The sequence below is a fragment of the Coleofasciculus sp. LEGE 07092 genome (genome assembly GCF_015207375.1).
Classification (GTDB): Bacteria; Cyanobacteriota; Cyanobacteriia; order Cyanobacteriales; family Coleofasciculaceae; genus LEGE-07092.
This window is the reverse complement of record NZ_JADEWY010000058.1, coordinates 1-14,459: the sequence shown is the minus strand read 5'-3', so window position 1 is coordinate 14,459 and position 14,459 is coordinate 1. Positions and strand designations below refer to the sequence as shown.

The window sequence follows — 14,459 nt, the reverse complement described above, 5'->3', positions numbered from 1 at the left end:
TGCGGGTTTACTTTACTAGTGCATCTACTCCTGGCGAGTCTACACTAGCAAAGTGAAAATTTTGGGTAATGGGGTAGCAAGGAGGCAACACAACTTAGTAGACTTTGGCGGAAGTACAGTTACAACTAATTATTCCCAGTATTGCCACCACCGGGAAACTTACCCCCAGTATTGCCACCACCGGGAAACTTACCCCCAGTATTGCCACCACCGGGAAACTTACCCCCAGTATTGCCACCACCGGGAAACTCACCCCCAGTATTACCGCCACCGGGAAACTCACCCCCAGTATTACCGCCACCGGGAAACTCACCCCCAGTATTACCGCCACCGGAACCGCCACCGGAACTAGAAGAAGATTGTCCAGCTTGAATTTCTCCTCCTTCAATCAGCAACCGGATGTCTGTATTGTTTCCAAATCGGTCGGAATTCAAATCAATAGCAGTGGGTTCATTGTTCTCAATGGCGCTGAAATCGACCGCTGGAAAATCATCGGGCGTACTGGTAGGTAAGGTCATGAAGCTGGGATTTTCAATGACATTTTCCCCAATGATAGGTGATTGCACCGCCAGGGCTTGAGAGGTTTCAGATTGAACTTGTGCGATCGCTTGATCGGAACTTACGGCTGATTCTACCTGTTCTAGGTTGAGTCCTGCGGCTAATTCGCTAGTTTTATAAAATGTCTCTAGGTCAAATTCGTAAAGGCGTTCGATGCGATCTTTGACAATGACTGCCATATAACCCGGTTTTAGTTCCTGATGTTGAGAACCCGTGCGGTTAAATACCTCAATACCGCTATCGGTTAAGGCTCCCACAATCGTTGTATCGGTTTCGGGAATGTATCGGACAAAGAGGGCTGAACCCCGGATTGCGGCTGTGGCATTGGGAGTACGCACCCTTGTTGTTCCCCGACCTGGGGGAATTAACATGAGTGCCGTGCCGTTGGAAAGCTGAAAGGTGCGGGTGCCGGGAACGAAACGAAAGACGACTGACTCTCCTAAGCGAGCTAGAGAACCATCATTGAAACGCAACTGAGCCATGGAGGAACGGGCAGTTGTGAGGGCATCTCCCACTGCCAGGGTGTCCGAGGGGCGGGCAGCTCGAGCCGACCTATTTTTAGGAATTAACTGCACACGGTTGCGTAGGGCTTGAATCACAGCTCGTGTTAGAGCGGTTTGGGCGATCGCATTCTGCGGGACTAACAGTGAACCAACCCCCGATAACGTCATGGCAAGGACTAGGATGAAAGAACGAACCCTTCGAGAGTTATGACGATTTTTATTAACAAAAAAATGAGCAATTTTCAATTCTCGACCCCCCTTTGGTCAATAAATTTAGCTGTTTGTGCGTCTGCTATTCTAATTGAGTGAAAATTTACCGTTTGGGTTCCCTGATATCACGACAGAACCCAGGAAATTCTAGATTATTAGCGAATGTTAAAAACCCGAAAAAACGTGTTTCAAGACAACAACTGCCGACAAAGTTACCATCAGCTCAAAGTGCAACCCAAACCTCCTTGGGTGAGCAAAATCATGCCTCAAAAATTACACTTAGCTCTGTTAGGAAATCTGGTTTTCTGGGTCAGTCTGGCATCGAGTCCAGCAACTTGGTCTGCACAGACAGAAGACGCGGGCGATTCGGTTAATTTAGAAGATTGGCAATCCCCAATCGAAACCTCAATACCGAGGTTGGAACATTCTCAGGCTCTTCTAACTAACACCAGCCATTCCTTAAAGGTTTTAGAGCCAGAAGATTCTACTCTGCCATCTGCGGCGATCGCAGAAGCTGCGGCTAATCGTGATGCCCAGCTAAAAACCCTATCTCTTAATTGTAACAATTTTGATGGTGTACCCACTGAGTCTGGCATTTGCTCAGTCGCTTCCTTCCAACCCTTAGAAAGGGAGAAGGCAGAAGAGCCAGTGTTAGACGGTAGTGAATGGGTAAATCAGGGAGAGTATGAAGTTTCTGAGGATCAAGGGAATCTGCCATTCAGTAAGATTGCCAACTTCCAAACACCGACAGATCAACCTACTCGCCGCAATCCTACATCGCCCAACCCACCTCCAGACGTTGCACCGACTCGTGAACCGGAACCCATTCCTATGGAGACGTTTCCAGATTTACCAAATTTAGAGGAGTCAGATACCGAAGGTGATCCGGAACTAGGGATTCTGCGCTTACGGGAATTGGAACCCCCTGTCGCTCCCTCTGAACCGACAGTGTACCTGTTAGGTCGGGTAGGTTATCTCAGAAGTGATAATCTCTTTTCAGGGGTTGATCCTGTTGATGATGGTTTGTTCAGGACAGGGGTGACGCTGTTGGCAGCTCCTTCCCTTGGAAACCGGACGTCTCTATTGGCATCGGTGAGTGGCAATATCATTCGCTATAGCAATGCGGAAGCGTTTAATTACGATGAACTGAGATTCGATCTGGGAATTCGCCAGCAGCTATCGCGCCGTGCCTATGGAGAGGTGGGTTGGTTTAATCGCCACTTATTTACGGAGGAAGGAGGCGATCGCTTTCTGAATGACCATACCCTTTATTTAGAACTTGGTCGTCGGGATTCACTAGCACAGCAGTTTACTCTCGATACATTCTATAAACTGCGTGTGAGTTTTGCCGAACCCGATAGCCGTTCTCAACTCATTAACACGGTAGGAGCATCCCTGGCTTATAATCCCACGTCTTCTCTGAGGCTCGCCTTCGACTACCAATACGCCCTGGCAACCTTTACCGAACAGGATCGGCAAGATGAGTATCACCAGCTAACGGCTTCCCTAGCTTACCGATTATCGTCTAACAGCCAACTTTATGTGTTTGGAGGACAGAGTTTTGGTGCGTCTTCCAATTCAGCGGTTGATTTTGATGGTTTAGTATTTGGAGTGGGTTTGAATTTCAATATTCCCTTATTTTGAGGGAATGTCCTTAAGACGCGCACAATCATTTGAGATTTTGGAATCGGTTTATACCAGGGGCGGAGTTTGAAATTGTCTTCGATTCTCCTGCCGATTGTGAAACACACCCTAGCCGCGCGGCTTTTTTGCTGAACGTTTTTTGAGCCACCTTCCCCGCGATCGGCTGTTGGATAATATCAACGGAGATTATTTGATAATCTTGATTATCTGTAGGAAGGTTGCTAGGAAGGTGATATAGTGCCAGTCAATGCCGACAAACCCCATTTGTGGAAACCCGATATCGCTCGGTCGGTAGACTTTTACAATAACTGGTTTATGCAGTTCGCTCCCCAAGCGTACCGCGAAACTCGCATTACTACAACTCAACAAGTCGAGTCAGCCTTAATCTTGACCGCTAATCTCACCAATATTACACCCGCTATCCTGCGGCAGCATCCAGAAGTTTTGCCCATCCTCCGTATGGCGACAGCACCACCAATAGCACGCGATCGCCTCATTGGTTTAGCTGGGGTGTCACCTAATCTGGTCAAAAACATGGAGGAGAAACAACGTACTCCACCTCGGTTAGATAGTGCTACTCTAGAGGCTGGATTGGATAAAATTAGTCAAATCATTGCCAGACTGATTGATAGAGATATTTTCTCGTGGTTGGAGAGTGGACAGCAACCAACTGATACAGAAGTTCACAGGGCAGCGACAATTGTAGCAGACCGTCTCTGCGGTGCTATTTCTGACCCGATTATTCGCAACGCCCAAGAGCGAAGACAGCTTGCTACGATTAGGCAATGGCTGGAGCAACGTGGTTACTCATATATTGGCGGAGAAACTCGGTTAAGTATGAATAGAATGCAGCCAGGAACGTTTGCGTTTCGGCTGAATATTCCCATACTTTTACAGGGAGGTACTAAACAAATTAATATCCCGATTGATGTGGTAGTCATGCCCGTTCAAACCCGTCCAGGCGACTTACCCCTACTAATTGAAGCGAAATCTGCTGGAGACTATACCAATCCCAATAAGCGACGCAAAGAAGAAGCTGTTAAAATGGCTCAATTGAGGAGCAACTATGGCAGTAATGTCCGTTTTATTCTGTTTCTTTGCGGTTATTTCGACAGCGGTTATTTGGGTTACGAAGCGGCTGAAGGGATTGACTGGGTGTGGGAACATCGGATTGATGATTTAGCGTTGTTTGGAGTATGAATATCACTCTGACAGAATCAAGACGGGTGTTGCGACAATTGCAACTGGATGAAGTTAAAACCCACGCAGAACGAAACAAGTTGGGTCAATTTGCTACACCGACAGCGCTGGCAGCAGATATTACAAAATATGCGAGGATGCTATTACCCACAAACCCAAAAATTCGTTTTCTTGACCCCGCTTTTGGGACAGGAGCGTTTTACTCTGCCTTATTACAGCAATTTCCCGTATCGCAAATTGTTGAGGCTGTCGGGTATGAAGTTGATTCTCATTACGGGAATGAAGCGATAAAGCTTTGGCGCGAAACGCCACTTAAACTGAATATTACTGACTTCACTCAGGCTATACCCCCTAATTCGGACTGGGCTAAAGCTAATTTGCTCATTTGCAATCCCCCCTATGTTCGCCATCATCATTTAAGTCGGATTGACAAGCTAAGGTTACAACGAGTCACTGAGGAGATAGCAGGAATAAAACTCAGCCAGTTGGCTAGTCTTTACTGTCATTTTTTGTGTATGTCCGATGCTTGGATGGCTCCCGATGGTTTGGCTGGATGGCTGATTCCTACGGGGTTTATGGATGTGAATTATGGGCAGCCCATTAAGGATTATTTGCTAAATCGGGTTACGTTGTTACGGATTCATTGTTTCGATCCGGCTGATGTACAGTTTGAAGATGCGCTGTGTACGTCAGCAGTGGTTTGGTTTAAGAAAGCTTTGCCACCGACTAACCATGTTGTTGAATTCACCTATCAGGGAAGTCTGACAGAACCTAAAATGTTCCGGATGATGTCGGTCAAGTCGCTACGCCAAACCGCTAAGTGGACTAAGTTTAGGTTGGTATCGGGTGGGGTGAATTCTCCAGAGCAGCCGTTAAAGCTATCAGATTTATTTACTATAAAACGGGGGTTGGCAACAGGAGCGAATGTTTTTTTTGTGTTGACACCAGAGCAAGTTTATGCTTACAAATTACCCTTTGAGTTTCTCAAGCCAGTTTTGCCCAGTCCTCGGTTTTTAGGCGTTGATGAAATTGAAGCTGATAGTTTGGGAAATCCGATTCTTGAGAACCCGTTATTTCTGCTGTCATGCGATTTGCCCCCAGATGAGGTGAAAGCGAAGTATCCGATGCTTTGGGACTATTTGCAGAGGGGAGTAAAGCAGGGAATTCGCGATCGCTATCTATGTAAGCATCGTTCTCCCTGGTTTTCTCAGGAAAAGCGTCCGTCTTCCCCTTTTCTGTGTACTTATATGGGTCGTCAGGATAGTGGTAGAGGTAGACCTTTTCGATTTATCCTAAATCATTCAAGAGCAACGGCTACGAATGTCTATTTGATGTTGTATCCTAAATCGGCTTTGGCTAAAGCACTTTTAGATAAGCCAGAATTGCATAAACAGGTGTGGCAAGCTCTCAATCAGATTTCTGCTCAGGCGCTGATGGGTGAAGGGCGAGTGTATGGGGGTGGGTTGCATAAGCTGGAACCGAGGGAATTGGGTAATGCTCTATTTCTGACAAATTTGAACATAACCCTAACTAAGAACTGCCTGTAAACTTTTCAATAATTCACTCGATGTGAAGGGCTTGGCTAAAAAGGTTTTGACATTATTCGCCTTACCCAGCACTTCAATCATCTTATGATTCGACACCAAGCCGCTGACGGCAATAATCTTAATTTCGGGATTAATTTTCTGCAATGTCCGAATCGTTGTCAACCCATCCATTGATGGCATCATCATATCAACTAATACGAGATTGATGTCATCTTTATGTTGAGCATACAGAGCGATCGCTTCGATCCCATCACACGCTGTTAAAACTCTATAATTATAAGCTTCTAGGGAAGTTTTTGTCACGTCACGAATAAAATCTTCATCATCCACGACCAGAATTAATTCTCCATGACCTTTTGGCAAGTCCTGACGTTTATCATTCAGGTCATTAGCAGCATCAGTTTGCGTTACGGGTAAGTAAATTTTAAATTGCGTTCCTCTTCCGAGTTCACTGTAGACATTTACAAATCCACCATGGCTTTTGATGATGCCCAATACGGTTGAAAGACCTAACCCTGTGCCTTTGCCGATCTCTTTTGTCGTGAAAAATGGCTCAAAAATTCGATCAATAACTTCTCGCTTGATGCCCGTTCCGGTATCAGATACACTAATAGCAACGTAGGAACCCACCTTAGCATCAAGATTCATGCGGACATAGTGAGTATCAATAGAGATATTTCTAGCAGAAATCTCCAAGATACCCCCTTCCGGCATGGCATCACGAGCATTAATGCAGAGGTTCATCAGCACTTGATGGAGCTGAGTGGCATCTCCTGATACCATCCAAAGGTTTTCTGTGGGAATATCAGTATGAACTTCAATGGCTCTAGAAAAAGTCTGTTTAACGATCTTTTCGATTTCCTTAATTAAACGTCCGACTTCTAAGGGGAGGTGCTTCCCTTCAAGTCCGCGTGAAAAGGATAGGACTTGTTTGACCAAATCTGCCGCCCGTTTAATGTTAGTTTCCAGTATAGAAAACCACTGCTCAGTCTGTTCGTCCTCGATTTTGCACTCAAGGAGTTGAACAGTCATCATCATGGGTGTTAGGGTATTGTTGAGGTCATGGGCGATGCCGCTGGCTAGGGTGCCGAGACTTTCTAGGCGCTGAGTGCGGAGAAACTGGGCTTCGAGTTGTTTTTTCTCGGTAATATCGGTGTTGACAACTAGGATAGATTGGGGGTGTCCCTCATTATCCCGTACTAGTGTCCAGCGACTGGCTACCAGGATTTCCTTGCCCGCTTTGGTAATTTGACGCAACTCACTCTGCCACGAGCCAGAATCGGCTAGACTTTTCCAGGCAGTTTCGAGTTGATCTAAGGTTTCCCGCCGATAGAGCAGATCATTGGCATTTTTACCGATCGCTTCTGGAGTTGTCCATCCATACACGCGCTCGGCTCCCTTGTTCCAAAATCGGATTTGCTTGTTGAGCTCTCGCACGATAATGGCATCGGTGGTAATATTGAGCAGCGCCGCTTGTTCGCGGATTTTCTGCTCGGCTTGCTTGCGCTCGTTCAGGTTAAGGACAAAACAAATAGCATTGGGTTGAGACTGCTCAAGAAGAGCAGCACCTACCATTACCGACATCCGACTGCCATCTTTGCAAATGTATTCTTTCTCAAAGGGAGTGCAAACGCCGGAACTGAGTAGTTCTGCGATCGCTTTTTCATCCAGATGCCGATAGTCTGAGGGGGTGATTTCATCCCAACGCAACGTTCCTGATTGCAGCTCAGTGCGCTCATACCCCACCATCTCTAGGAAGGCGTCGTTGGCTTCTGTAATCGTGCCGCTCAAGTCTACGCCAATAATGCCAATAATATTGGCTTCGACTAAACACCTAAACCGGGCTTCACTGTGCTGGAGGGCTGTAAAGGCTTGCTCTCGTTCGGCTTGTGCTTTCTTGCGTTCAGTAATATCAACAATAAAGCCAACCATGCGAGCAATACTGCCTGTACTGTCTAAAAAAAAGTAGCCGTTGTCTTCAACGGTAATATAGGTGCCATCGTTTCGAGCGATTTGCAATTCTAGATGAAACGGCTCTTTTGTTAATAAAACCCGGTCAATTTCTTGATTAAATAAGGAGCGATCGTCGGGATGAATCAGTTCAAGAAAGCGGTTCAACCCGCCCGACATTTCCTCTAGAGAATAGCCCAATATCCGCTCTAAGTCGCCACCATAGGTGATATCATTGGTTTGAGAATCCCAGTCATAGAGGATTTGTCCACTGGCTTGAATCACAGCTTCGTAGCGATTTTTCCAGTCGGTGAGTTCTGCCGTATGCTGTCGGAGTTCCTCTTCGACGCGCACGCGCTGTTGAATCTCTTGTTCCAAACGCACATTTTGCTCGGTGAGTTGCTGGGTGAGATTCCGCAGGCTCAAATGGACGGTGACGCGGGCTAATACTTCTTCTTGTTGTAGTGGCTTGGTGATGTAGTCTACTGCCCCCAGGCTCAAGCCTTTGACTTGATCGACGGTTTCAGTCAATGCCGTCATGAAAATAACAGGGATATCTTTTGTGGCGGTATTGGCTTTTAGGCGGCGACAGGTTTCAAAGCCATCGATTCCTGGCATGAGGACATCAAGTAGAATAAGGTCAGGACGTGCATATTCAGCTCTCTCAATTGCTGTTTCGCCGTTGCGAGCGATCGAGACGTTGAAGCCGGAATCATTTAAAAAATCGAACAGTGACCCCAGATTAGCGGGAGTGTCATCTACGATTAAGATGGTATTTTTGGGATGGGGTGTCATGCTCATTTATCTCGCCCTATTATATTGCTTGATAAATTCCAGGATTTTTTCGTCTTCAAAGTCTTTTGCTAATTGACGGAGATGGGTGGCAAAAGGAATCCATTGCTGATCGAGTGCTTCTAGGTAAGCGGCTCGTTCTACAATACCTCTAAGGTCGCCCCTCATTGCTAGATCGAGTAAGATGGCAATTTCCTGTGCAGAGGGAGCCACAATCGAGGGGGAGGGGCGTGTAGCTGCTGATTCTTGAATCCCTTGTTCTTCATAAACCCACTCCAGATTTAAGTGAACCTGTAATTTTTCTAGCAGATCTGTTTCCCGAATCGGCTTGGGAAGAAAGTCATCACAACCCACTTCTAGACTTTGCTGCCGATCAAACTCAAAAACGCTAGCCGAGATAGCGATCGTTACTACATCTGCCAAGTCTGGTGAACTCCTTAAACGACGGGTGGTTTCAAAACCATCCATAACTGGCATCACCAAGTCTACAAATATTATATCGGGCTTAAACTCATGGGCTTTATTTAAACCGTCTAAGCCGTTTGTGGCTTCAATAACTTCAAACCCCAAAGGCGTTAAGATACCGCTAAGAACGGCACGATTTTCCCGTTTGTCATCTACGACTAAAATTTTTCGCTTGTTGCCAATAAACCCGATAATAGTAGTATCCCAAGGGCTGGTAGTCTCATTTTCTTCATCAACCTCAGTTAACTCTAAATCAAACCAAAACGTGCTACCTTGCATTAAAGTGCTTTTAATCTTGAGTTCGCCGCCCATCAATGCCACTAATTGACGGCTAATTGCCAATCCTAATCCGGTTCCTTCCGCCTTGCGACTGCTCTCACCGACTTGCTGGAATGGCAGAAAAACTTCTTCTAATTGTTCTGGTGCAATACCAATTCCTGTATCGTTGACTTGAAACCGAAGTTTCGGAGTTAGGAATTCAGAAGACTCTTGCCCATTCTCTAGTCCCCATTCTCCATTCCCCCTAACATAGCCGATTTTAACGGTAACACACCCCTTTTCTGTAAATTTGACGGCATTGCTAAGTAAGTTCATTAAAACTTGACGCAATCGTTTTTTATCCCCGCAAATCATAGTTGGCAGTGGGGAAAGGGTTTGGTAAGTTAAGGTTAGTTCCTTTTCTTCAGCACGGATACGGCAGATTTCATAAATACCGCGAATCAACTCCGGAAAATGAAACACTTCCGGGTACAATTCCATTTTTCTAGCTTCAATTTTAGAAAGGTCTAAAATATCGTTAATGAGCATCAATAAGTGTTCGCCACACTGATGAATGATGTCAATGCCATGCTTTTGGGATTCCGTAAAATTTTTCTGCCGTCTAAAGATTTGAGTGTAGCCCAATATGCCATTAAGGGGTGTGCGAAGTTCGTGGCTCATGTTCGCCAAAAATTCACTTTTGGCACGATTGGCAGATTCAGCGGTTTCTTCAGCTCGCTGGCGATGGTGGATTTCTTCTTGCAGCCGCAAATTCTGCTCTTGTAACTGATGCGTTCGCTCTTTTACTTTCGCTGCCAGCGTTCGATTATAGGTTTCTAAATCGGTATAAAGACGCGCATTTTCAATGGAAATAGCGGCTTGAGAAGATAAGAGTTGTAAAACTTCCAATCGCTCTGGCGTAAAAGCACTCCGAGTTAGATGGTTTTCTAAATAAAGAAGACCAATAAGTTTACCTTGGTGGACGATAGGTGTGCATAAAATTGATTTGGGCTGGGAGTGGATAATATAGGAATCCCTTGTAAACATCCCCTCATGGGTGGCATCGTTTAGCACAACATTTTTCTGAGTTTGATGCACGTAATTGATGATAGAGAATGGTAGCTGCTGACTGGTTTCTACCGGAGTTGATTGCTGGACAGTTATCTCATTTTCATCCACACTCCCGGAAGCCTGGATTAGAAGTTGTCCCTCTTTTTCTAAAATGAGATATCCGGTTTCAGCTCCAGCATTTTCTAGCAAAATTTTCATCAGTTTACTCAAGAGCTTACTCAGAACAATTTCACCGGAAAGTGCTTGAGACGCTTTCATGACAGCCGCTAAATCCAGGACGCCGGAGCTTCCTGCAGTTGTAGCACTAATCGTCCGATTTACGTCTAAAACATTAGCTTTTTGCGTGGATATTTGGGAGAAAATGTAAGGGTGTTTAGTGTCTAAGTCTTGAGTTTTGGCAGTCGCTCCCCAGCGAAGATACCCATAGTACGATTCAGTGAGATAAACCTGGGCAATCTTTTCTTTTTTGAGGGAGAAATAAAAGTCTGCGGCACGTTCATTCGCTAGTGCTTCTTCTTGAATATAGCCATTCTGTTTAGCATTTGCGATCGCACGGTCATAATACTCCATTGCTTGCCAATAGTGACCCAATACCCGTGCTTTTTCTGCCTCTACAAGCTCATACTTATTCTGAAAGTTCATGGGGGCATGGTTTGCCCAATGTTGCATCTTGTCTTGATTGGCTATTACTTTATTTAAGAGGGATTCTTGTTTTGAAGGTGATACAGATAAATAAATCGCTAGTTGTGCTAAGGAATCATAAAAATGAAACACTGGCACAACCAAAAACGCTTTGACGCCATCTAAATATTGCTCCGCTTGAATAGCATTTTCTGAGGCTGGTTGGTAGTATCCAAATAAATAACAGAGAATAAGCTTATTTAGATACAAGTAATGAAGAGCTGTTCTAGCATTGGATTCCTTAAGCAGGGGTAGTGATTGATCTTCATTGTAGACTTCGCCCACTAAATGACATGGATTTTCAGAAGGCTTTAGCAAGATAAGAACAGACTGCTGAAATATCTGATTCCAAGTTAAAGCATTTTCTTGCTTAACTTGGGCAAGGGTATCACTGATTGTTGCCATCTCTTGTTCGAGTCTTGACAGTTCCTGTCCAATGAAATAAGAATGCTTACATTTTTGCACAGCGGCATAGCCACCATATTCAAACTGCCCATTTTCCAGTCCGCTTTGGTATGCATCCAGCAACAGTGGTAGCGTTTCCTGAGCATGAACTTTTCCATGCATCGTACACGCTCCAGCCACATATAATACATTCGTCTTTAGAAGTAAGGCATTGAAATGTTCCATTAGTCTGAATCCCAACTGGCCAAATTGATAAGCCAACTCAATATCTTGAATAATTCCGTTTAAGATAACACCGTAACAAACATAACCATAGGCTGAGAAAGGTGCATTGCCAAAGTTGATAGATAAATTCACCTGTTCACATATGACTAACGGAAACAAGTCAGGTGCTGCTTGATAGGTTGGAGAACCCATACTGGTTAGCATCCGTATGGCGGCTAGCTTATCGACTGCTGTCATTAAGGGTAGATTAATTAAATCATCGATATTCTTACCCATCAAATTTGTCGCTGTTTGAGTCAATGTTTGCTCGATATCCGAGGAGCTAGGCGACTCTGGTAAACTCACCCCTAAAAGTTCCAGCGCTTGCAATCCAATTTTGATGGCTTCGAGTTGTTTGACTTGCGCCATGCAAGCTTGAATTTTGACTTCATAGACTTTCATTTTGTCGATGGGGATTTTTGCCTGTTGCAAGACAACCGTTGCCCATCTCTCCATCTGCTCAAAGTTACCATTAAGATAAGCAGCTTCTGCGGCTGACTCATAGAGTGCCAGAGTGAGCTTGTAATGACTTTGCCAACTAGTTGCTGTCAATAACCCTAAACCCACCTTTAGATAACGGATAGCCGAGTCATAGGCTGTCGCTGCTTTCGCTTTTTGACCAGCTATGAAATTGAGTTCAACTAGCTCATATTTCTCTGACTCTAGGGTGAGTAAATCACTACCATAATTGAGTTGATTAACTAAATCAAAAATATTTTCTGATCGGTATTCAATGGGTGTATTTTGCAGTAATAAACGACCAATTTTTAGATGCGTTTCTTTTTGAAGGGAAAGGGGAATGAGAGAATAAGCTGCTTGTTGGATGCGGTCATGCAAAAACTTATAGCCAACGTTTAATGATTCAGTTTCAACGTCAAGGATTAGGGGAGCTTTATAGGCTTCCGAAAGCGGTAAAATAAGACCTGCTTGTAGGGCTTCCCACAAATTCATTGCTGTTTCTGGTTGAGATTTTTCGTCAACAATTGCTAAAACGTCTAACGTAAATTTGTCTCCAATGCAAGCGGCTAACTTTAAGACATTGATGGTGGCTGGAAGTAACTTTTGAATCTGTCCGACCATTAACTCAACCACATTATCTGTAATATCAATGCCTTGAAGTTGCTGCATATCCCACTGCCAGCACTCTTGTCTAAAATCAAAAAATAATAAATTTTCTTGATAAAGAGATTTGAGTAAGTGAGTTAAAAAGAAAGGATTGCCGAGGGTTTTTTTAAACACTAAATTTGCCAGAGATTCTGTCGTCACTAAATCACTACGGAGGGTATCAGCAACGAACTGATTGATATGAGAAAATTGCAAAAATTGAAGGATAATCGAGGTTAAAACTGCGCCAGTTTGTTGCATTTCCTCTAGAGTCAACAGCAACGGATGTGTTGCACTGACTTCATTATCACGATACGCTCCAATCAGCAACAAATATTGGCTATCCGGGTTGCAGGCAAGCAACTGAATCAACTTCAAAGACGCTAAATCTGCCCATTGCAAATCATCTAGAAAGAGAGCCAAGGGGTGTTCGGGTTGGGTAAATACACGAATGAACTTTTGAAACATCCGATTAAAACGATTTTGAGCTTCAGAGGGTTTTAATTGAGGAACCTCCGGTTGAGAACCCATAATTCGTTCGACGTCTGGAATCACGTCAATAATAATCTGAGCATTAGACCCTAATGCCTTTAAAAGTTTGCTTTTCCAAATCGCTATACTCTCAGCACTTTCTGCTAACAACTGCCGAATTAAGTCTTGAAAGGCTTGAATCAATGAAGCATAGGGAATATTGCGCTTAAATTGGTCAAATTTCCCAGCAATAAAATAACCCCGTTGGCGTACAATGGGTTTATGAACTTCATTGACTAAAGAAGATTTGCCAATTCCTGAGTAACCACTCACAAGTACCAGTTCCGTTGATCCTTGACTGACTCGTTCAAAGGTATTCATCAGCAGCTCAACTTCTGTCTCTCGACCATAAAGTTTTTGCGGAATCAAAAACTGGCTGTATAAATCGAGTTGACCAACCCTAAAGTTTTCAATGGTTCCAGTTGCTGTAAATTGCCTTTGGCATTCTTCTAAATCAGCTTTGAGTCCCAAGGCATTTTGATATCTCTCTTCCGCCGTTTTCGCTAAAAGTTTCATCACAATATCCGACACCGCCTGGGGAATTCTGCCCATCTCTGCTGGCGGCATGGGTGTTTTAGCAATATGACAGTGGACTAATTCTAGAGGATCAGTTGCTTGAAACGGTAGCTGTCCAGTCAGCATTTCATAGAAAGTGACGCCTAAGGAGTAAAAGTCAGTTCGATAATCAATTGAACGGTTCATTCTCCCAGTTTGCTCCGGTGACATATAGGCAAGCGTTCCTTCAATTTCTCTGGGATTGCGAGCAATAGGGTTTTCTTTTGAAAGGCGCGATGAAACGCTAAAATCGGTCAGTTTAACTTGACTGGTTTCTGAATTAATTAGAATATTATGAGGCTTAATATCTTTATGAATAATAGTCTGGTGGTGGAGTTGGGACAGCGTTAAGGTTAACTGGATGGCAATGGAGAAAAAATCGGTTAGTTTCAAGAGATTAGTTGTTATAAATATATGAAAAAATTCTCCTCCAAAATCTGACAAAATAAGAGCTAACCCATTTTGATAAGGTTCTAACCCTAGGGGTTGAACAATTCCTTCTATTTCCAAAGAGGTGAGTATTTTATATTCATGTCTTAATCGGGTAAGCTGTTCGAGAGTGGGATACTCTGCTTTGAGAATTTTCACGATCGCCAAAGCTCGATCCGATTCCCTCAACCCTCGATACACAAGGGTAGTGGTACTTTCGTCCATGACTTCGATGAGGTTGTAACCCGCAATGGTGATACTCATTGTTATCTGTTGAGATGGGGTGTGGGAG

At 44.3% G+C, this 14,459-nt stretch carries 6 protein-coding genes; 3 read left to right on the top strand and 3 right to left on the bottom strand.

Annotated features, from left to right (window positions below):
* Nucleotides 1-125 precede the first annotated feature (125 nt).
* Nucleotides 126-1,229 (bottom strand): FecR family protein, encoded by a 1,104-nt coding sequence (locus IQ257_RS15315; RefSeq protein WP_193933101.1) that lies wholly within the window; start codon nucleotides 1,227-1,229, stop codon nucleotides 126-128.
* 204 nt (nucleotides 1,230-1,433) lie between these two features.
* Here IQ257_RS15315 and IQ257_RS15310 point away from each other — a divergent pair, with 204 nt between their 5' ends.
* The 3 genes from IQ257_RS15310 to IQ257_RS15300 all read left to right on the top strand — a co-directional run bounded on the left by IQ257_RS15310 (nucleotide 1,434) and on the right by IQ257_RS15300 (nucleotide 5,662).
* Nucleotides 1,434-2,915 carry a hypothetical protein gene (locus IQ257_RS15310; protein ID WP_193879406.1) on the top strand — a complete coding sequence of 494 codons (1,482 nt, stop codon included), beginning with the start codon at nucleotides 1,434-1,436 and terminating at the stop codon, nucleotides 2,913-2,915.
* Nucleotides 2,916-3,152: 237 nt separating this feature from the next.
* Complete coding sequence (locus IQ257_RS15305) at nucleotides 3,153-4,115, top strand: XamI family restriction endonuclease (protein ID WP_193879410.1); 963 nt, start codon at nucleotides 3,153-3,155, stop codon at nucleotides 4,113-4,115.
* Nucleotides 4,112-5,662 carry an Eco57I restriction-modification methylase domain-containing protein gene (locus IQ257_RS15300; protein WP_193879413.1) on the top strand — a complete coding sequence of 517 codons (1,551 nt, stop codon included), beginning with the start codon at nucleotides 4,112-4,114 and terminating at the stop codon, nucleotides 5,660-5,662. The genes IQ257_RS15305 and IQ257_RS15300 overlap by 4 nt, the downstream gene beginning before the upstream one ends.
* Here the strand turns inward: IQ257_RS15300 and IQ257_RS15295 are convergent.
* Together IQ257_RS15295 and IQ257_RS15290 are read right to left on the bottom strand one after the other, a co-directional pair.
* Nucleotides 5,642-8,413, bottom strand: coding sequence for a response regulator (locus tag IQ257_RS15295; protein ID WP_193879416.1), 2,772 nt, complete (start codon nucleotides 8,411-8,413; stop codon nucleotides 5,642-5,644). The two genes, IQ257_RS15300 and IQ257_RS15295, sit on opposite strands and share 21 nt — an antisense overlap.
* On the bottom strand, nucleotides 8,414-14,431 hold the full coding sequence (locus tag IQ257_RS15290) for a hybrid sensor histidine kinase/response regulator (protein WP_193879419.1): 6,018 nt from the start codon (nucleotides 14,429-14,431) through the stop codon (nucleotides 8,414-8,416).
* Nucleotides 14,432-14,459 lie beyond the last annotated feature (28 nt).

Excerpts from the sequence above, each read along its gene's own strand:
- IQ257_RS15315 (WP_193933101.1), bottom strand. The coding sequence starts at position 1,229 with ATGACGTTATCGGGGGTTGGTTCACTGTTAGTCCCGCAGAATGCGATC.
- IQ257_RS15310 (WP_193879406.1), top strand. The coding sequence starts at position 1,434 with ATGTTAAAAACCCGAAAAAACGTGTTTCAAGACAACAACTGCCGACAA.
- IQ257_RS15300 (WP_193879413.1), top strand. The coding sequence starts at position 4,112 with ATGAATATCACTCTGACAGAATCAAGACGGGTGTTGCGACAATTGCAA.
- IQ257_RS15295 (WP_193879416.1), bottom strand. The coding sequence starts at position 8,413 with ATGAGCATGACACCCCATCCCAAAAATACCATCTTAATCGTAGATGAC.
- IQ257_RS15290 (WP_193879419.1), bottom strand. The coding sequence starts at position 14,431 with ATGAGTATCACCATTGCGGGTTACAACCTCATCGAAGTCATGGACGAA.